The 19,177-nt window shown below is 73.7% G+C and carries 14 protein-coding genes; 7 read left to right on the forward strand and 7 right to left on the reverse strand.

The window, feature by feature from the left end; translation table 11 throughout:
- The first annotated feature begins 7 nt into the window (after window positions 1-7).
- Entirely contained in the window at window positions 8-1,393 is a 1,386-nt protein-coding gene (locus tag OEB99_RS14220) for a chloride channel protein (protein WP_263577941.1), read from the forward strand.
- 57 nt (window positions 1,394-1,450) lie between these two features.
- Here OEB99_RS14220 and OEB99_RS14225 read toward each other — a convergent pair whose 3' ends face one another.
- A complete protein-coding gene (locus tag OEB99_RS14225; protein ID WP_263577942.1) occupies window positions 1,451-4,018 on the reverse strand; it encodes a UvrD-helicase domain-containing protein in 2,568 nt (855 codons plus the stop codon).
- Between the two features lie 101 nt (window positions 4,019-4,119).
- Here OEB99_RS14225 and OEB99_RS14230 point away from each other — a divergent pair, with 101 nt between their 5' ends.
- The 3 genes from OEB99_RS14230 to OEB99_RS14240 all read left to right on the forward strand — a co-directional run bounded on the left by OEB99_RS14230 (window position 4,120) and on the right by OEB99_RS14240 (window position 8,490).
- On the forward strand, window positions 4,120-4,413 hold the full coding sequence (locus OEB99_RS14230) for a UBP-type zinc finger domain-containing protein (protein WP_263577943.1): 294 nt from the start codon (window positions 4,120-4,122) through the stop codon (window positions 4,411-4,413).
- A gap of 179 nt (window positions 4,414-4,592) precedes the next feature.
- A complete protein-coding gene (locus OEB99_RS14235) occupies window positions 4,593-6,818 on the forward strand; it encodes a PAS domain S-box protein (protein ID WP_263577944.1) in 2,226 nt (741 codons plus the stop codon).
- Between the two features lie 10 nt (window positions 6,819-6,828).
- Window positions 6,829-8,490, forward strand: a complete 1,662-nt coding sequence (locus OEB99_RS14240) for an FAD-dependent oxidoreductase (RefSeq protein ID WP_263577945.1) — start codon at window positions 6,829-6,831, stop codon at window positions 8,488-8,490.
- Window positions 8,491-8,519: 29 nt separating this feature from the next.
- Here OEB99_RS14240 and nhaA read toward each other — a convergent pair whose 3' ends face one another.
- Genes nhaA through OEB99_RS14255 form a run of 3 tightly spaced genes read right to left on the reverse strand, consistent with a single transcriptional unit; the run spans window position 8,520 to window position 12,382 of the window.
- Window positions 8,520-10,427 (reverse strand): Na+/H+ antiporter NhaA, encoded by a 1,908-nt coding sequence (nhaA, locus tag OEB99_RS14245; RefSeq protein ID WP_263577946.1) that lies wholly within the window; start codon window positions 10,425-10,427, stop codon window positions 8,520-8,522.
- Window positions 10,428-10,481: 54 nt separating this feature from the next.
- Window positions 10,482-11,138 (reverse strand): LuxR C-terminal-related transcriptional regulator, encoded by a 657-nt coding sequence (locus OEB99_RS14250; RefSeq protein ID WP_318011421.1) that lies wholly within the window; start codon window positions 11,136-11,138, stop codon window positions 10,482-10,484.
- Window positions 11,135-12,382 carry a sensor histidine kinase gene (locus OEB99_RS14255; protein ID WP_263577947.1) on the reverse strand — a complete coding sequence of 416 codons (1,248 nt, stop codon included), beginning with the start codon at window positions 12,380-12,382 and terminating at the stop codon, window positions 11,135-11,137. Before OEB99_RS14255 ends, OEB99_RS14250 begins: the two co-directional genes overlap by 4 nt.
- A 147-nt stretch (window positions 12,383-12,529) precedes the next feature.
- Between OEB99_RS14255 and OEB99_RS14260 the strand changes: the two genes are divergently transcribed.
- Window positions 12,530-14,032 (forward strand): PspC domain-containing protein, encoded by a 1,503-nt coding sequence (locus OEB99_RS14260; protein ID WP_263577948.1) that lies wholly within the window; start codon window positions 12,530-12,532, stop codon window positions 14,030-14,032.
- 1 nt (window position 14,033) lies between these two features.
- Window positions 14,034-14,306, forward strand: coding sequence for a hypothetical protein (locus tag OEB99_RS14265; RefSeq protein ID WP_263577949.1), 273 nt, complete (start codon window positions 14,034-14,036; stop codon window positions 14,304-14,306).
- A 115-nt stretch (window positions 14,307-14,421) separates the two neighbouring features.
- On the opposite strand, the gene OEB99_RS14270 is transcribed toward OEB99_RS14265, so the two are convergent.
- Window positions 14,422-14,871: an aromatic ring-opening dioxygenase LigA gene (locus OEB99_RS14270; RefSeq protein ID WP_263577950.1), complete on the reverse strand. Its 450-nt coding sequence runs from the start codon at window positions 14,869-14,871 to the stop codon at window positions 14,422-14,424.
- 191 nt (window positions 14,872-15,062) lie between these two features.
- Window positions 15,063-16,184 (reverse strand): glycosyltransferase family 4 protein, encoded by a 1,122-nt coding sequence (locus OEB99_RS14275; RefSeq protein WP_263577951.1) that lies wholly within the window; start codon window positions 16,182-16,184, stop codon window positions 15,063-15,065.
- A gap of 63 nt (window positions 16,185-16,247) precedes the next feature.
- On the opposite strand from OEB99_RS14275, the gene OEB99_RS14280 reads away from it, so the two are divergent.
- The gene (locus tag OEB99_RS14280; RefSeq protein ID WP_263577952.1) at window positions 16,248-17,747 is read left to right on the forward strand and encodes a GGDEF domain-containing protein; all 1,500 of its coding nucleotides are present in this window, start codon (window positions 16,248-16,250) and stop codon (window positions 17,745-17,747) included.
- 20 nt (window positions 17,748-17,767) lie between these two features.
- Here OEB99_RS14280 and OEB99_RS14285 read toward each other — a convergent pair whose 3' ends face one another.
- On the reverse strand, window positions 17,768-19,108 hold the full coding sequence (locus OEB99_RS14285) for a CotH kinase family protein (RefSeq protein WP_263577953.1): 1,341 nt from the start codon (window positions 19,106-19,108) through the stop codon (window positions 17,768-17,770).
- Window positions 19,109-19,177: the final 69 nt, after the last annotated feature.

The raw sequence follows: 19,177 nt of genomic DNA on the forward strand, positions 1-19,177 counted from the left end.
GCACAGCATGGGGCCCTGCGCCGCGCGGCCCCTGGCGCCGCCGCGCGGCGCACGCCAGGCTGACCCGGGGTGCCCGTCCTCCCCGACGCCCGAGCCGCCCCCGCTCCGGCTTCGTGCCGAGCTCGCCCTGGTCGCGGCCGGCGCCGGCGTCGGCATCGCGGCATCGGCCGCGGCCTACGCGTTCACGGTCCTCGCACACGAGGCCGAGGCCTTCGTCTGGCACACCGTGCCCGGATGGTGGGGAGCCGAGGAGGCACCGTGGTGGTGGGTCCTCGCGCTGCTCGCCATCGGCGGCGCGGCGGTGGCTGCGGCCATCCGGCTGCCGGGGCACGGCGGCCACCACCCGCTCGACCCGTTGTCCTTCGACATCCGGCCGTCGGCGCTGCCGAGCACCCTGCTCGCCGCCCTGGCCACCCTCGCCGCGGGCGCGGTGGTCGGCCCCGAGGCGCCGCTGATGGCGATCGGGACGGCGATCGCCTTCGCCGTGGCCCGCGGGGCGCTCGAAGGCGTGGCACCCGTCCTCGCGATGTGCGGTGCCGCCGCCGCCCTGGGCGTCGTGATCGGCAACCCGATGATCACCGCGATCCTGATCCTCGAAGGCGCAGTGATCAGCGCGCGCGTCGCCCATCGGCGCACCGTGGTGCTCGTGCACCTGCTCCCGGTGCTCGCCGCGCTCGGCGCGGGCTACCTGATCCGGGTCGGGGTCGGCACCTGGACCGGCGTCTCCAGCCATCCGCTCGAGCTCGGCGAGATCGCGCCGTACCCGACTCTCCTCGTTCGCGACCTCCTGCCGACCGTCGCGGTCGCCGTCGTCACCGCGCTGCTGCTGACGATGACCACCCGCGCAGCCGGCCAACTGCGCCGGCGGCTCCCCCCGCGGCTGGCCACCGCGGGCCTGGTGGTCGGCGGCCTGGTCGTCGGCGGCATCGCACTGGTGGTGCGCGCCGCGACCGGCGAGCCGCTGTCGACGGTGCTCTTCTCCGGCCAGAACGACCTCGGCACGGTGCTCGCCATCACGTCGGCCGGCGCACTGCTCCTGGTGGCGCTGGGCAAGACCCTCGCGTACGGCGTGAGCCTCGGCGTCGGCTTCCGCGGCGGCGCGATCTTCCCGGCCATCACGGTCGGTGTGGCCCTGGCCACCGCCGCCCACGCCGTGATGCCCGGCACCTCGGTGGCCCCGCTCGCCGCGGCAGGTGTCGGCGCCGCGGTCGGCGCCGTGCTCGGCCTGCCGTTCACGTCGGCGCTGTTCGGCCTCCTGCTGCTGTCCCCCTCCGGCGAGGCCGTGACCGTCGCCGCGGCCCTCGGTGCGGTGGCCGGCGTCCTGGCCGAGGCGTGGGTGGACGACCGGCTCCGCGTCCAGCCCGAGGACGAGGTCCAGGCGCCGCAGCACTGAGGCCGGCTCGTCCGGCCCTCGGCCGGTGCGATCCCGGGCCGCCGGCCGGGGACCAGGTCAGAGCTTGGTGACCGGTGAGTAGCGCAGCAGGAGGCGCTTGGTGCCCTGGGCGCCGAAGTCGATCTTCGCGGTCGTGTTCGGGCCGCTGCCCTCGATGCCCACGACGCGCCCGAGGCCGTACGAGTCGTGCGTGACGCGGTCCCCCACCTCGAGCGACGGGATCGCCGTGTTCGCCTTCGGGCTCGAGGATCCGGGCGTCGTGCGGGGCGGCGTGCCGGACCGGCTCTGGGTGGACGTCGACCCGGGCGACCGCCCGCCGCCGATCACCGTCCCGCCGTCGTCGTCGCGTCGGCCGTAGCCACCCGAGCCGTAGCCGCCGGAACCACGACCACCCCAGGCCGAGGCGCCGCCACCCCAGCCCGAGCCGCCGGCCCGCAGCGCAGCCATCGACGACTCGCGACGCCGCCAGTCGACGAGCTCGTCCGGGACGTCGTCGAGGAACCGGCTGGCCGGGAACTCGTTCGGCACGCCCCACGCGGTGCGCACCGCCGCGCGCGAGATGTACAGCCGCTGACGCGCCCGGGTCAGCCCGACGTAGGCGAGCCGGCGCTCCTCCTCGAGCTGCGCGGGGTCGGACAGCGAGCGCATGTGCGGGAAGGTGCCGTCCTCCCACCCCGTGACGAACACCACGGGGAACTCCAGGCCCTTCGCGGTGTGCAAGGTCATCAGGGTGACCACGCCCTGGTCCTCGCGCGGTCCGGCCTCGGCGGCGCCGTCCGCGACGTCCTCGGCCGGGATCTGGTCGGAGTCCGCCACCAGCGAGACCCGTTCCAGGAAGTCCGCCAGGTCCCCGTCCGGCTCGGCCTGCTCGAACTCGGTCGCGACCGCGTGCAGCTCGGCGAGGTTCTCCACCCGGGACGCGTCCTGCGGGTCGTCCGACGCGCGCAGCTCCGCCAGGTAGCCGGTGCGGTCCAGCACCTCGCCGAGCACCTCGGCCGGGCCGGCCCCCGAGTCGGCCAGCTCCCGGAGGCCGCCCATCAGCTCGCGGAAGCCGTGCAGCTGGGTCACTCCACGGGTGCCGATCCCCGGCGCCTCGTCGCACCGCTCCAGCGCCTGCCCGAAGGAGATCCGCTCGCGCTCGGCGAACGCCGCGAGCATCGCCTCCGAGCGGTCGCCGATGCCGCGCTTCGGCACGTTCAGCACCCGCCGCAGGTTCACGTCGTCGTCCGGGTTGGCGATCGCGCGCAGGTAGGCGATCGCGTCCTTGATCTCGCGGCGCTCGTAGAACCGCGTGCCGCCGACGACCTTGTACGGCAGGCCCACCCGGATGAGGACCTCCTCGAGCGCCCGAGACTGGGCGTTCGTCCGGTAGAACACCGCGACGTCACCGGGCCGCACACCGTCGGAGTCCCCGAGCCGGTCGATCTCCTCGGCGACGAACCGCGCCTCCTCGTGCTCGTTGTCCGCCACGTAGCCGACGATCTGCGCACCCTGGCCGGAGTCCGTCCACAGCTTCTTCGGCTTGCGGCCGGGATTGCGGGAGATCACCGCGTTCGCCGCGGACAGGATCGTCTGGGTCGAGCGGTAGTTCTGCTCGAGCAGGATGGTCTTGGCGTCCGGGTAGTCCGCCTCGAACTCGAGGATGTTGCGGATCGTCGCGCCGCGGAACGCGTAGATCGACTGGTCCGCGTCGCCGACCACGGTGAGCTCGCCGCGCGGCACCGCGTGCGCGGGGTCCGCCTCCGGCTGTCCCGTGTGCCCGGTGAGCTCGCGGACCAGCACGTACTGGGCGTGGTTGGTGTCCTGGTACTCGTCGACCAGGATCGCGCGGAACCGCCGGCGGTAGTGCTCGGCGACCGCAGGATTCGCCTGCAGCAGGCGGACCGTCGTCATGATCAGGTCGTCGAAGTCCAGCGCGTGCGCCTGGCGCAACCGCTCCTGGTACCGCGTGTAGACCGCGGCGAGCGCCTCGTCGAAGGCGTTGCCGCCGACCGACGCCGCGTACGCCTCGGGGCCGACCAGCTCGTCCTTGAGCGCGGAGATCTTCGACGCGAGACCCTTCGCCGGGAACTTCTTCGGGTCCAGGTCGAGCTCGCGGGTGACCAGCGTGATCAGCCGCTGGGAGTCGGCGGAGTCGTAGATCGAGAACGACGAGCGCAGCCCGAGCGTCGAGGCCTCCCGGCGCAGGATCCGCACGCACGCGGAGTGGAACGTCGAGACCCACATCGCCCGCGCGGCCGGGCCCACCAGGGCCGCGACCCGCTCCCGCATCTCGGCGGCCGCCTTGTTGGTGAACGTGATGGCGAGCACCTGCGACGCGCGCAGCCGGCCGGTGGCCAGCTGGTACGCGATCCGGTGGGTCAGCACCCTCGTCTTGCCGGAGCCGGCCCCGGCGACGATCAGCAGCGGGCTGCCGTGGTGCAGCACCGCCTCGCGCTGCGGCGGGTTGAGGCCCTCCAGCAGCGCGGCGGCACGAGCAGCGCGCTCGGCCTCCCGCTCGGCGCGGCGGTCCTCACCCGGGTCGGCGGCGTCGTCCGCGTCGTGGTCCGGGCGTGGGGGCATGGCGGTCGGCAGGCGCGCGGGGTCGAGGCCACGCAGCGGCAGGTCGTCGAACAGGGTGCTCATCGCACGCCCAGGGTAGGCGCTCGCGGGGACAACGCCGCACCGGTGCGGCGTTCGCCCGCCTCTGCCACGATGGGGCGCGCCCCCTTCCCCTCGGAGGAGCCATGGCGACCTGTACCCACCTCGACGACCTCGAACCCGTGACCCCGTCCAGCCCAGGGTGCGAGGACTGCCTGCGGATCGGCGGCCGCTGGGTGCACCTGCGGATCTGCCAGCACTGCGGTCACGTCGGCTGCTGCGACCAGTCGCCGAACCGGCACGCCCGCGCCCACTGGCACGAGCAGCCCGACCACCCGGTCATCCGCTCGTACGAGCCCGGCGAGGACTGGTGGTGGTGCTACACCGACGAGCTGCTCTTCACCGTCGAGGGCGCACCGCCCGCACCGTCGCACCCCTGACCGCGGCCGTGGTCGCGGCCACGCCGGAAGCCCGCGCGACCCCCGGGGCGAGTCCGGACCCTCCCCGGTCGGTCCCGGCGCCCGTCCGGCCGAGGGGTGTCGCCCGGCGGGCGCAGCACGTACTGTGATCACCCCCGAGCGATCTCCGGCCGTCGCGGCCCGGGGAGGAGGCGCGTCCGGTGCCCGAGCGAGGATGCATCTACCTCGTCGCCGACGACGAGGCGACCAGCCGTGCGCTACGCGCCCTGATCGAGAGCGCCGGGTACTCGGTCCGGACCGTCCCGGGCGACCTCGACGCGGTGCTGCCCGCCCTCGACGACCTGCCCGACCTCCTCGTGGTGCACGCGTACCTCGATGACGACGCGTTCGACCTCGTGACCCGGCTGCGGGCACGCACCGAAGCCCGCGACGTCCCGGTGATCTTCGTCGCCGACGACGAGGACGGGGACACCCGGGTGCGCGGCCTCGAGGAGGGCGACGACGTGATCGTCGCGCCGCTGGAGGAGCGCGAGGTGCTCACCCGCATCGAGCGCCAGGTCACCGTGTCGAAGGTGCGTGCCGCACTGCGCGAGTCGGAGGCACAGTTCCGCTCGGTGATGGAGTCGGCGATCGACGCGATCATCTCCGCCGACTCCGACGGGATCATCCGCAGCTGGAACTCCGCGGCGGCGGCACTGTTCGGCCACACCGAGTCCGAGATGGTCGGGCAGCCGATCGAGCTGATCATCCCCGAGCGGTTCCGGGGCAGCCACCGCGAGGGCGTCCACCGGGTCACGACCGGCGGTCCGACCCACGTGATCGGCCAGACCGTGGAGCTGGCCGCCCTGCGCCGCGACGGCTCCGAGTTCCCCGTCGAGCTCTCGCTCGCGACCTGGTTCCTGGACGACCGGCGCTACTACACCGGGATCATCCGGGACATCAGCGAGCGCAAGCAGGCCGAGCAGAAGTTCCGCTCGGTCACCGAGTCGGCGATCGACGCGATCATCTCGGCCGACCACAACGGCGTGATCATCACCTGGAACTCCGCGGCGACCCGCATCCTCGGCTACTCCGAGGAGGAGGCGGTGGGCCAGCGGCTCGAGCTCGTGATCCCCGAGCGCTACCACGACCTGCACCGCGCCGGCATGGCGCGGTTCACGGCCACCGGCGAACCGCACGTGATAGGCACCACCGTCGAGCTGTCCGCGTGCACCAAGTCCGGTGACGAGATCCCGATCGAGCTGTCGCTGTCCACCTGGACGGTGCGCGAGGACCGGTACTACACCGGGATCATCCGGGACATCGGCGAGCGCAAGGCGGCCGAGGAGGCGCTGCGGCAGAGCGAGCAGGCGCTCCGCGAACGCAGCGAGGAGCTGCGCCGCAAGAACGACGCGCTGCAGGAGACCCTCGACCAGCTGAGCCAGATGCAGGACCAGCTGATCCTGCAGGAGAAGATGGCCTCGCTCGGCAAGCTGAGCGCCGGCATGGCGCACGAGCTGAACAACCCCGCGGCCGCGGCCCAGCGCGGCGCCGCGCAGGCCCTCGCGGTGTTCACCGACCTGCAGGACAACCAGCTGAAGCTCGGCATGCTCGGGCTGGACACGGAGCAGCGCGCGCGGCTGGCCGCCCTCGACCACCTCGCACGCGAGCGGGCGAAGTCGCCGGCCCAGCTCGGCGCGATCGAGCGGAGCGACCGCGAGGCCGCGTTCGACGACTGGCTCGAGGACCACGGCATCGGCGTGATCGGCGACCTCGCACCGGCGCTCGTCGCGCTGGGGTTCCAGCCCGACGAGCTCGTCGCGCACGTCGAGGGATTCGACGGTGACGCGCTCGGGCTCGCGGTGCAGTGGGTGGCCCTGCGGTTCCTGATCTACAGCCTGTTCGCGGAGATCACGGTCGGCACGAACCGGATCGTCGAGCTGGTCACGGCGCTCAAGACGTACACCTACATGGACCAGGCGCCGGTGCAGGACGTCGACGTGCGCGAGGGTCTCGACAACACGTTGATCATCCTGCACAACAAGCTCAAGCGCGGCGTGACCGTCACCCGCGACTACGACGAGCCGCTGCCACGGATCCAGGCGTACGCGAGCGAGCTGAACCAGGTGTGGACCAACCTGATCGACAACGCGATCGACGCGATGGGCGGCACGGGGTCGCTCACGATCCGGGCCCACCAGGACGCCGACGGGGTGCTCGTCGAGATCGAGGACGACGGGCCGGGCATCCCCGCCGAGGTCCGCTCGAAGATCTTCGACCCGTTCTTCACCACCAAGTCGCCCGGCAAGGGCACCGGCCTCGGGCTGAACATCTCGCGGAACATCGTGGTCACCAAGCACGGCGGGTCCCTCGAGGTGGACTCGCAACCGGGGCGGACGCGGTTCCGGATCCGGCTTCCCGTCCGACCGGCGCGTGACGAGGGGTAGAGGAGCTCCGATGGCCAAGCCAGTCGTTCTGACCGTGGACGACGAACCCGAGGTGCTCAACGCGATCGCGCGGGACCTCCAGGCGCGGTACCGCAAGGACTACCGCATCGTGCAGGCCGGCTCGGGCCAGGAGGCGCTCGACGCGGTGCGCGAGCTCAAGCGGCGGGGCGCCGCGCTCGCGCTGCTCATCGTGGACCAGCGGATGCCGGGGATGTCCGGCACCGAGCTCGTGGCCCAGGCGATCACGCTGTACCCGGACGCCAAGCGCGTCCTGCTCACCGCCTACGCCGACACGGACGCGGCGATCACGAGCATCAACACGCTGAACCTCGACTACTACCTGATGAAGCCGTGGGACCCGCCCGAGGAGCGGCTCTACCCGGTGCTCGACGACCTTCTCGACGACTGGCGCGCGAACGTCCCGGCGACCTACCAGGGCATCCGGGTCGCGGGCACGCTGTGGTCCCCGCGCTCGCACACGGTCAAGGACTTCCTGGCCCGCAGCCAGATCCCCTACCGGTGGATGGACGTCGAGAAGGACGCGGCGGCCGCCGCGCTGGTCGAGTCACAGGCCGACGGGCCGATCCGGCTCCCGGTGCTGTACTTCCCGGACGGCTCGACGCTCGTGGACCCCGACGTCCCGCAGCTCGCGGCGAAGGTGGGCCTGCGGGCTCCCGCCCAGCAGCCGTTCTACGACCTGATCATCGTCGGCGCCGGGCCGGCCGGTCTGGCCGCGGCGGTCTACGGCGCGTCCGAGGGGCTGCGCACCGCGGTCGTGGAGCGCGACGTGCCCGGCGGTCAGGCCGGGACGAGCTCGCGGATCGAGAACTACCTGGGCTTCCCGGGCGGGATCAGCGGGGCCGACCTCGCGCGGCGCGCGGCAACCCAGGCGCGACGGCTCGGCGCCGAGCTGCTGGTCGCGCAGGAGGTCACGTCGCTGCGGGTCGAGGACTCGTACAAGGTCGTCACGCTCGACGACGGCAGCGAGCTGCGCTGCCACGCCCTCGTGCTGGCGACCGGGGTCACGGTCCGCACGCTCGACGTCCCGGGCGTCGAGCCGCTCCTCGGCGCCTCGGTGTACTACGGCGCGGCCGCCTCGGAGGCGGTCAGCTACCGCGACAAGCGGGTCGTGGTGGTGGGCGGGGCGAACTCGGCCGGCCAGGGCGCGATGTTCCTGTCCCGGTTCGCCGCCGAGGTCGTCATGCTGATCCGCGGCGAGTCGCTGGACCGGAGCATGTCGCGCTACCTGATCGACCAGATCGAGGCGACCGAGAACATCACGGTCCGTCCGCACGCGGTGGTCGCCGGGTTGACCGGCAGCACCCACCTGGAGCAGCTGACCATCCGGTACCCGCGCGAGGACCGCGAGGAGACGCTGCCGGCGGACGCGCTGTTCGTGTTCATCGGCGCCGTCCCGGGCTCCGGACTCGTCAAGGACGTCGTCGAGCTGGACCGGGCCGGCTTCGTGCTCACCGGTCAGGACCTGCTGGTCGGCGGGCGCCGGCCGCGCGGCTGGACGCTCGACCGCGACCCGTTCCTGCTGGAGACGAGCGTGCCGGGCATCTTCGCCGCGGGCGACGTCCGGCACGACGTGATCCGTCGGGTCGCCTCAGCGGTCGGGCAGGGCGCGGTGGCGGTGAGCCTCGTGCACAAGTACCTCGAGACGGTCTGAGCGCGGGGCGCCGGACCGCGAGCCGCGACTCACGACCCGGCAGGCGCCGAACCGGTGACGCCGCTCGGCTCGGCGGCGGCCCGGCTCTCCTCGAGCTCGGCGATGAGCGTCTCGGCGTCGTAGGGACCGATGTGGCGCGTGCTGCCGACGAAGAACGTCGGGGTTCCGCGCGCCCCGCTGGCCTCCGCGCTCGCGACGTCCGCCCGGATCCGCTCGACCAGCTGCGGGTCGTCGAGGTCCTGCAGGAACCGCGTGACGTCCAGCCCGAGGTCCGCGGCGTACCCGGCCAGGCAGTCGCGTTCGAGCTCGTCCTGGTGCGCGAACAGCAGGTCGTGCATGGCCCAGAACGCACCCTGCGCGCCGGCGGCCTCGGCCGCGGCTGCGGCAAGCTCGGCGCTCGGGTGCACGTCGGGCAGCGGCAGGTGCCGGAAGACGTAGCGCAGGTCCGGCCCGAAGTGCTCCCTGACCTGCGCGGCGACGCCGGTCGCGCGGGCGCAGAACGGGCACTCGAAGTCGCCGTACTCGACGAGGGTCAGGGGCGCATCCGCCGGGCCCATGACGTGGTCGCCGGTCGGGTCGACCGGGCGGTCGAGCACGGTGGGCAACGACGCCGTCCGCTCGCCGTGCAGCACCGCGGCGAGCCGGAACACGAGCCAGCCGAGCCCGGTCGCGAGCACGAGGGCGAGCAGCACGCCGACCGTCGCCTCGTCGCGCAGGGTCGCCGACTCGAACGCGAGGCCGACGATCAGCAGCGACACGGTGAAGCCGATGCCGGACAGCGCAGCCCCGCCGAGCACCTGCCCCGGCCCGACGCCCTGCGGCAGCCGGCCCAGCCCGGCACGCGCGCCGCCGAGCGCGACCGCGCCGATGCCGACGAACTTGCCGATCACCAGGCCGAGCACGACGCCCCAGGTGATCGGCGAGCGGAGCGCGTCGGCGAGCAGCCCGCCGCGCAGGTCCACCCCCGCGTTCGCGAGCGCGAAGACCGGGACGACCACGTAGACCGCCCACGGCAGCAGGACGACCTGGAGCCGCTCGTTCACCGGCACCGCGCGGGCGACGGCCTCCTGCGCGGAACGGCCGACCTCGGGCATCGGCGACTGCCGGAAGGCCGTGAACCAGCGCGCCGCACCCTCGACCTCGGGTCGCCGCGGCCGGTAGGACGGGATGCACAGCCCGGCCGCCATCCCGGCGATCGACGTGTGCACGCCGGACTCGAGCGTGGCCCACCAGATGAGCAGGGCGACGAGCACGTACGGCCAGGTCCGCCAGACCCCGAACCGGCCGAGCAGCACGAGCGCGGCCAGGCCGACGACCGCGAGCACGAGCGCCCAGACCTGCATCCCGTGGGAGTACGCGACGCCGATCACCGTGACGGCGACGATGTCGTCGAAGACCATCAGGGTGAGCAGGAACACCCGCAGCTGGGTGGCCGACGACGGCCCGACCAGGGCGAGCGCACCGAGCAGGAACGCCGTGTCGCTGCCGATCACCACGCCCCAGCCGCGCGCGGCGTCCCCCGAGGAGTTCACCGCCAGGTACAGCACCGCGGGCAGGACCAGACCGCCGACCCCGGCGAGCACGGGCAGCACGAGCCGCCTGCGTTCGGTGAGCTCCCCGACCGAGAGGTCGCGGCGCACCTCGAGCCCGACGACGAAGAAGAAGACCGCCATCATCGCGTCGTTGATCCAGTGGCCGAGCGACATCGAGATCCCCATGTCGCCGAGCGCCACGGAGAGCTCGGTCTCCCACAGCCCGCGGTAGCCCGCGGACCAGGGTGAGTTCGCCCAGAGCAGCGCCAGCGCGGTCACCGCCAGCAGGATCGACGCGCTGCCGGCCTCGGTGCGCATGAAGCGTCGCAGCGGCACGGAGAACTGACCGAGCAGCTGGCGCGGGGCGGTTTGCCCTGAGATTGCCCGTGTCAAGGCGCGGGACATGCGGGCCAGGCTAGCCGAGCACGTCGCACCGGGCGAGACCCGCGAACCGTCGGCTCAGAGCAGGCGGCGCGCCGCCGCCCACCGGGTCAGCTCGTGCCGGCTGGAGAGCTGGAGCTTGCGGAGCACCGCGCTGACGTGGGTCTCCACGGTCTTGATCGAGATGAACAGCTCGCCGGCCACCTCGCGGTAGGAGTACCCGCGCGCGATCAGCCGCATCACCTCGCGCTCGCGCGCCGAGAGCCGGTCGAGCTCGTCGTCACCGGTCGCGACGTCGGCCGACGCGCCGAACGCGTCGAGCACGAAGCCCGCGAGCCGCGGCGAGAACACCGCGTCACCCGACGCGACCCGCCGCACCGCGTTCGACAGGTCCTCGCCGCTGATCGCCTTGGTCACGTAGCCCCGCGCTCCGGCCCGGATCACCGCGACCACGTCCTCGGCGGCGTCGGAGACCGACAGTGCGAGGAAGCGCACGTCGGCCGCGACGTCGGCACAGCGCCGCAGCACCTCGGCGCCGCCGCCGCCGTCCCCGCCGGGCAGGTGCACGTCGAGGAGCACCACGGTGGGCCGCAGCTCGTGCACGACCGCGACCGCGGAGTCGACGTCGTCCGCCTCGCCGACCACCCGGACCCCGGCGTCCAGCGACGCCTTCACCCCGGCCCGGAACATCCGGTGGTCGTCCACCAGCACGGTGTCGATCACGCTCTCGCTCACGCTTCCCTCTCCTCCGCCTGTGCGGCGACCGGCAGCCGCAGCTCGACCTCCGTGCCCCCGGCACGGCGCCGCACCGTCGCGGTACCGCCCTGACGGCGCATCCGGCCGATGATCGACTCTCGCACGCCGAACCGGTCCTCGGGCACCGCGTCCAGGTCGAACCCTTCGCCGCGGTCCTTCACGAACACCTCGATCGCGGTCGGTCCGGCCTCGAGGTACAGCGACACCGGCGGCCGACCGTGCCGGACGGCGTTGACCAGCGCCTCGCGGGTCGCGCGCAGCAGGGCCGCCGTCGCCTCGTCCGGGACGCGGTCGCCCACGACGACCACCTCGACCGGCACGCCGAGGTTGTCCTCGACCTCCGCGACCACCTCGCGCAGCTCGGCGGCGACCGACGTGCCCGGGTCGACCCGGTCGTCGTAGAGCCAGGACCGCAGCTCGCGCTCCTGAGCACGGGCCAGCCGCGCCACCTCGTCGGCGTCTCCCGAGCGCGAGCGGATCAGCGCGAGGGTCTGCAGCACCGAGTCGTGCAGGTGGGCGGCGATGTCGGCTCGCTCGGACTCGCGTGCGCGGGCCAGCCGCTCGTCGGACAGCGCCCGCACCAGCCGCAGCCACCACGGCGCGAGCACGAGCGCCGCCCCCACCAGCACGGCGAGCGCCGCGAGCGCCGAGTTCACCAGGTCCTCGACCGGCACGTCCCGGCCGACCAGCAGGAAGACCCCGACCCCTGCGAGCGCGGTTCCCCCGAGCAGGCGCAGCACGCTGACCGGCACCCGGGACCGGCCCGCACGCGGCTCGCGCTGCACGGCGTCCAGCTGGCTCCAGGCCAGCGCGGTGCCGCCGAGCAGGATCAGCACGGGCAGCAGCCACGTCCCACCGACGTCGAACCCGCGGCGGGACGCGAGCAGCACGGCGGCGGCCCCGAGCAGCAGGATGCCGCCCGCGATCTCCGGCCACGGCAGGCTCCGCTCGGGCACCTGCAGCCGCCGGGCCAGCCGCGCCGACGCGGCGGGTCGGGTGGAGGCGGCCGCCTCGACCGGGTCACCGGCCGGGATGGTCACCCACCAGAAGACGTAGAGGAAGAAGCCCGCGCCGCCGAGCGGGACCAGCAGCACCAGGACCAGGCGCACCGCCACGACCGGCAGGCCGAGGTGGGCCGCGAGGCCTGCGGCGACCCCGCCCAGCACCCGACCGCGCCGCGGCCGGCGCAGCGGCAGTCGCACGGGTCGCTCGGTGGTCTCCACGGCGACCATGGTCACACGCTCCGGGCCCGTGAGCGCCGCCCTCGGGGCCGGATCCGGGGTGGTTCAGGGTGCCGGACCTCAGGATCAGGGTCGCCTCAGGGCAGGTCCCTGATGTCCGCGGCCCGCCCGCCGGGCAGCATGGCTGTCATGGACGAGACCTCGACACAGCCGACCGAGCCCACGCCACGGCGCAGCGGCGCGGACGGCTTCTTCGACTCCGTGCGCGGGATCGGCGTGGTGCGCACCGACGATCGATGGATCGGCGGCGTGGCCGGCGGCATCGCGCGACGGTTCGCGATCGACCCGGTGGTGGTGCGCGGCCTGATCGGCGTGTCGGTGCTGCTCGGCGGCATCGGCCTGGTGCTCTACGGCATCGCGTGGCTGCTGCTGCCCGAGGAGTCCGACGGGCGCATCCACGCCCAGCAGCTGCTGCACGGCGACGTGAACGTCGCGGTGCTCGGCGCGGTCGGCGCCATCGTCCTGGGCCTGAGCGTCCCGGTCTCCGGGAGCCCCTGGTTCTGGGGCGGCGGCGGCAGCGAGCTGGCCGGCTGGTTCCGCGGGCTCGCCTGGCTCGCCGCGGTCGCGATCGTCGTGGTCGTCGTCGTCATGGCGCTGCGCTCGCGCGGTCCCGGCACCGCGCCCCGCACGAGCCTGCCGCGGCCGATGCCCTACCCGCCCGCCGGTGGTCCGGGCCCCTACCCGACCACCCCGCCGCCGGCGACCAGCCGGCCGTTCGACACGACCCAGCCGATCGACACGTCCGAGTCGACGGTCGGCGCACCCACAGGAGGAACCATGAGCACCGACACCGCGGGCGGCCCCGAGGCACCCGCGAGCGCACACCCTACGTCCGGCGCACCCACCTACGGCGTCCCCGCGTACGGCCCGCCCACGTACGGCGGCCCGACCGGCCAGCCCGGTGGCCCCGGAGCCCCCGGCGGCCCCGGCTACCCGTGGAACCCCGCGCCGTGGCCCCCGCCCGGCCCGTCCACCGCTCTGCCGCGGCCGGACCGCACCGGGGGCGGGATCGTCTTCGGCGTCGTGGGCGCCCTGACGCTGCTCACCCTCGCCGGCCTGATGTACGCCGAGCGGACCGGGCTGTACGACGGACCGGTCGCCACGACGACGCTCACCGTCGGCCTGGCGCTGCTCGGTCTGGGCATCGCCTACCAGGGCCTGCGCGGCCGCCGGGCCGGTGGCCTCACCGCGATCGCGATCATCGGGCTGCTGGTCGCCGCGCCGATGACGGCCGCGGCGCGCTGGGACGGCGAGTGGATCGCCTCCGCGGGCCCGGTGGGCGACGTGTCCGCCACCCCGACCTCGGTCACCTCCGCGGAGGAGGGCGTCCGGGTCGGCGCAGGCACCGTGGTGCTGGACCTGACCGAGGTCCCGCTGGGCAGCGACCCGGTGGTCGTCCCGGTCCGGGTCGGCGCCGGAGACCTGACGCTGGTGATCCCGGCCGACGTCGCGGTGGTCGCCGACGTGGCGCTCGGCGCCGGTGAGGTCACCTGGCTGGACGACGAGGCCGTCAGCGGGCTCGGCAACGAGCCGCACACCTACCTGTCGCCCGCGGCCGAGGAGGGCGAGCCGACCCGGATCGAGCTCGACGTCCGCGTCGGCCTGGGCACCGTGACCGTCGAGGAGGACTGAGATGGACGAGATCTACCCGAACGAGCCCAGCACGACCGAGACGAACGGCACCGCTGACGCCGCACCGGCGCCCACGGCCGCTCCCGTCACCGCGACGGGTCTGCGGGTCGGCACCCTGGTCTGGGGGCTGATCGTGGCGGCCGTCGCAGTGGGCATGGTCGCGATCGCGAACGGCGCACTGTTCGACATCGAGCTGGCGATCATCGTGCTGCTGGCCGCCGCAGGACTCGTCCTGCTGGTCGGCTCCGTGGTCCGCGCCCGCAAGCGGGCGTGAGCGTCGGCCGGGTGGAGGGCCCGGCCGACACGACGCAAGGGCGGCCGCCCCGGGGGCTGGGGAGGCCGCCCTTCGTGTCACCCTCGCGGCCCGCCGACCGCGAGGGTGGGGAGGATCAGGCGCTCGCGCTCGCGGTCGCCGGAGCCGAGACCTTGACGGAGGCCAGAGCGGTGACCGCCCAGCCGAGCAGGATCGTCAGCAGACCCATCCCGATCGCGAACGCGGCCACACCGAACGCGACCACGGAGGTGAAGAGCGAGGCACGCAGGAACGACGCGTTCATCGCGGTCGCCCGCAGCGGGTCCTCACGGTCGAGCTCGGCGTAGGTCTTGCCGCCGGTCGCCTCGAGAGCGTGGTGCTTGATGATGTCGGCCTGGTAGTACGCGTCGAGCGGGCCGTTCACGGTCTTGCCGGCGAACGCCGCAGCGTCCTCGGCGACCGTGATGTTCTCGTCCGCGAGCTGGCTGGAGACCAGGCCCCAGGTCACGCCGCCCGCGATGATCATCAGCAGGCCCGCGACCATCGCGACGATTCCTACGATCTTGACTGCCTTCGTGTTGCCCATGTCCATCCCTTCCCGATGTCCGGGCCCCTGCCCGGGAGCCGCTTGCCACGGCGTCTACAGGAAGAATGGTGGACCCTCGACGCCCATATGTGGGCCAGAAGTCCGGGTGTCCTAGGACCCAGGCCTTTGGTCCCGCATCATGGGACGACTCGATCTCGCTGAGCGGTCATCTCGGGACAGGCCGGGCGGGCTCAGCGGCCCGCGATCTCCTGAGCACGCCGGTACTCGGCCTCGGCGTGCTCGAGGACCCGGGTCCAGGTGAACGGCGGGCGCGCCGAACGCGCCTGCGCCTGCAGCCGCGCGCGCAGGTCCGGCTCGCGCACCAGGCGCACCACCGCGCGCGCCATGGCCGCGTCGTCGTCCACCAGGAGACCGTCCTCCTCGTGCGTGACGAACTCCGCCACGCCCGTACCGCGGTGCGCGACCACCACGAGCCCGGACGTGCGCGCCTCGAGCGCCGCGATGCCGAACGCCTCGAGCACCGCAGGGGCGAGGAAGACGTGCGCCTCGCGGTACGCCTCGCGCAGCGACTCCCGCGGCACCGCACCGTGCAGCGTGACCACGTCCTCGAGCCCGCGGCGCCGCACCGACCGTGCCATCCGGGCCTGCATCGGGCCGGCGCCGTACACGTCCACGCGCAGCGACCCCTCGGGCAGCTGGCTCACCGCGTCCTCGACCACGGCGATCAGCGCCGAACCCCGCTTGCGCGGCGCGAGGCGCATCGTCGCGACCACGTGCAGGGCGCCGTCGCTCGCGGGCAGGCCGTGCGGGGCCCACCGTTCCAGGTCCATCCCGTTCGGGACCACCGAGACCGGGGCGTCGAACACCGAGGCGACCCGCTCCGCGGCCGCGCTGCTCACGGCGGACAGCGCCATCGGCGCGTGGCCCCACCGGCTGTGCCGGGCGGCCACGCGCATCGCCGGGACCGTCCCGTCCAGCATGCAGTGCCAGGTCACCGCGACCGGGGCCCCGGCGTCCAGTGCGACCCGCACGCCGTCGAACGCGAACGGCGAGACCACACCCGCGTGCACGTGCACGACGTCCGGGTCGATCTCGGCGAGCAGCGCGCGCATCCGTGGCGGTGCGGCCGGGTTCACCGGGAGGTCGAACGGCATGTGGGTGCCCAGCCGGTGCACCGTCACGCCGTCGTCATCGGTGCGCACCCCACCGCGCTCGCCGTCCTCGCCCGGGGTCGCCGTGAGCACGTGCACCTCGTGGCCGGCAGCCGCCTGGGTCCGCGCGAGGTCCCTGACCTGCGTCTCGATGCCTCCGGTACGCGGCGCGTAGCAGTCGGAGACGTGGACGATGCGCACCGAACCAGGCTAACGGACCCGCCGATCGTGCCGATGGTCAGGTCGGCGAGCGAGAGGAGGACCATGGTCGGCCGACCTGGTCTGCTGCACGGCGGGTTCGTCGTGCTCACCGGCACGCTGGTGACCGTGTTCCTGCTCGGCGGGCTGGCGAGCAACGTCGCCGTCCTGCTGTCCAGCCTCGTGCCCACGGTGGTCTTCGCCGTCCAGCTCCGCACCGGGAAGGCGCCGGATCGGGTGGCCTGGGGGCTCCTGCTCGGCGGGCTCTCGCTGCTGGTCGTGCACAACGCCACCTCGGTGGTCACCGTGGCGACGACCGGCGACCGGGCGAGCGGCGCGGCCCATGTCGCGACCCTGATGATCGGGTACCTGCTGATCCTCACCGGTGGCCTGCTCGCCACCGTGCCGCTGGCCCGGACCGACCCCGGCGGCATGATCGACGCCACCATCATCGGGCTCGCCACGACCAGTCTGGTGTGGACCACCCTCGTCCAGCCCCACCAGATGGCCGTCGGCATCTCGCCCGGCGGACAGCTCAGCCAGCTCGTCCTGCTGCTGCTGGTCAGTGCGATGGTCGGGACGGTGCTCCGGGCGATCGCGACCGCAGCCGACGCGCGCCCCGCGCTGGTCTACCTCACCGTGGCGATCCTCGGCGCCTTCGCAGGCACGCTCAGCGACGGCCTGACCGAGAACCCGGCGACCGGCGAGCGCGCGTGGTGGATCGGTGCGTGCTGGGTGATCGCGAACGTCGCGACGGCCGCCGGGATCTCGCACCCCAGTGCCCCCGACATCGCCGTGCAACCCTCGACAGGTCGCCTGTCGACCCGCCGCCTGGCGTTCCTCGGTGCAGCGCTCGCGCTCAACCCGGTGATCACCGCCGTCGACTACGCCATGGGCCGCGAACCCGACGCCGCCCTGCTCAGCCTGGGCTCGCTGCTCGTGCTGCCGCTGGTGATCGCCAGGATCGTGATCCTCGCGCGGATGCACGCGAGCGCCGAGGAGCGGCTCCGCGAGCTCGCGACGGTCGACGAGCTCACCGGCCTGCCGAACCGACGGGCCCTGTCCGAGCGGCTCGAGGCGCTGATCGCCAGGACCTCGCTCGGGTACTCCCCCGGGGCGGCGGTGCTGTTCCTCGACCTGGACGACTTCAAGGCCGTGAACGACGGGCACGGCCACCGCCTCGGCGACCGCCTGCTCGTCGAGGTGGCGCGACGGCTGCGCCGCACGGTCCGGGCCAACGACCTGGTCGCGAGGTTCGGCGGCGACGAGTTCGTCCTCGTGCTCGAGGGCAGCCCGGACGGTTCGCGGGCCGCGGGTCTCGCGGCGATCGAACGCGCTCTCGAGGCGCCCGTCCACCTCGACGCCCTGGTCGTCACGGTTCGCGCGAGCATCGGCTCTGCCGTGATCCGGCCCGGACAGCCGACCACCGCCGAGCAGGTGGTGTCGGCCGCCGACGCGTCGATGTACCGGGTCAAGCGGGCCCGCCGGTCCGGCGGTCTGGTCACCCAACGGACCGCCGCGAACGCCCCGGACGCCGCCCCCGACCGGTCCCCGTCCTCGGTCTGACGGATCCGGCCGAACGGCCCTCAGTCCAGCGCGGCGCGCACCGCGTCGACCTCGGCGGCGACGGTCGCGGCGTCCACCAGGTCACCGGCCTGGTCGGTCAGCAGCGTCTGCCAGTCGTCGAGCAGCCCGTCGGCCACCCCCGAGGTGACGAGCTCGGCCGTGAGCCGGTCCAGCTCGGCGTCGACCGCGGCGACCGCGTCGGGGTCCGACAGGAACCGCTCGGTCAGCACGTTGCCGCCCCGCCCGGGCCCCGCGCCGCCCGCGGGGCGGCCGCCGGCGGCCTGACCTGCCGCCCCACCCGCGGCCTGTCCGGGAGCCCGGTCCGGTGCCTGACCGGCACCCTGACCCGCACCGGGACCCCCCTGGCCACCGACGTTGGCCGTGCCGAAGCTGAGGTTCTGGTCCCAGGAGACCACCGTCATCAGGCCGGTGTCGGGGTCCCACTGGAGGTAGGAGTTGTTGCCGGGGCCGTCGATGTCGTCGGCGTTGCCCACCAGCTCCTGGACGGCCAGGTAGGTGACCAGGGAGTCGACGTCGACGTGCTCGTCGAGCTCGGCGGCGAACGTCGCGTCGTCCGACTCGTTCAGCCACGCCAGGAACTCGATCAGCGGGTCGAGCGTCTCCGGCTCGCCGGCCTCCTGGTCGAAGATGTCGTCGTACGCAGCGGGGTCGTCCCCGCGGTAGGAGTAGTCGCCACCGGCCTGCGCCTTGTACAGCAGGCTCTCGGACGTGAAGGTGCGAGCGGCCCACACGTCGTCCGGGTTCTCGATCACCAGCCGCAGCGCCGCGTCGCCGTTCACCGAGAACGCGACCTCGGTCGGGGCCTCGGACGCGAGGCCCGCGGCCGCGATGAGCTGGAGCGCGACGGCCTCGTTCACCGCGGTGCTGGTCGAGCTGGCCCGCACCACGAGGGACGTCACGCCGTCCAGCGACTGGCCGTCCACGTACTTGTCCAGCCGGATCAGCCACGGCAGGTCCTCGCCGGGCGTGTCGGCCGTCACGACCCGCAGCGTCGAGTTGCCCTTGAGCCGCATGCCGACGTCGGTGAAGGTCTCGCCGTCGATCGTCACCGTCGCGCTGAGCCAGTCCTTCTCACCGGTCGCCAGGTACGTCGCGATCACGTCGTCGAGGTCGGCCTGGTCGAGCTCGACCTCGATCGTGTGCAGCTGCGAGGTGTCGAAGAACCCGGTCGTCGTCGCAGTGCTGCCCGCCGCCGTGCCCGTCGCGCTGGCGGACGGCGCAGCCGTGGCGGCCGAAGACGCCTCTCCGGAGCTCGCGCACCCGGCGAGGGCGAGCGCGAGCGCGACCACGACCGCAACCGCGGCTGCGCGCGCTGCGGACGCACGGCGACGTACGCTCATCGGACCTCCTCGATCGGGCGCCCCCTAGGAAAGCCGCCCGGTCTCGGGCCCGGCTCGGTGCCCGCTGTG

This window comes from Actinotalea endophytica (assembly GCF_025717005.1).
Taxonomy (GTDB): Bacteria; Actinomycetota; Actinomycetes; order Actinomycetales; family Cellulomonadaceae; genus Actinotalea.

Bases quoted from the DNA above. Each gene is read 5' to 3' on its own strand.
- OEB99_RS14220 (WP_263577941.1), top strand. From the start codon at position 8: ATGGGGCCCTGCGCCGCGCGGCCCCTGGCGCCGCCGCGCGGCGCACGC.
- OEB99_RS14225 (WP_263577942.1), bottom strand. From the start codon at position 4,018: ATGAGCACCCTGTTCGACGACCTGCCGCTGCGTGGCCTCGACCCCGCG.
- OEB99_RS14230 (WP_263577943.1), top strand. From the start codon at position 4,120: ATGGCGACCTGTACCCACCTCGACGACCTCGAACCCGTGACCCCGTCC.
- OEB99_RS14240 (WP_263577945.1), top strand. From the start codon at position 6,829: ATGGCCAAGCCAGTCGTTCTGACCGTGGACGACGAACCCGAGGTGCTC.
- nhaA (WP_263577946.1), bottom strand. From the start codon at position 10,427: ATGTCCCGCGCCTTGACACGGGCAATCTCAGGGCAAACCGCCCCGCGC.
- OEB99_RS14260 (WP_263577948.1), top strand. From the start codon at position 12,530: ATGGACGAGACCTCGACACAGCCGACCGAGCCCACGCCACGGCGCAGC.
- OEB99_RS14265 (WP_263577949.1), top strand. From the start codon at position 14,034: ATGGACGAGATCTACCCGAACGAGCCCAGCACGACCGAGACGAACGGC.
- OEB99_RS14270 (WP_263577950.1), bottom strand. From the start codon at position 14,871: ATGGGCAACACGAAGGCAGTCAAGATCGTAGGAATCGTCGCGATGGTC.
- OEB99_RS14280 (WP_263577952.1), top strand. From the start codon at position 16,248: ATGGTCGGCCGACCTGGTCTGCTGCACGGCGGGTTCGTCGTGCTCACC.
- OEB99_RS14285 (WP_263577953.1), bottom strand. From the start codon at position 19,108: ATGAGCGTACGTCGCCGTGCGTCCGCAGCGCGCGCAGCCGCGGTTGCG.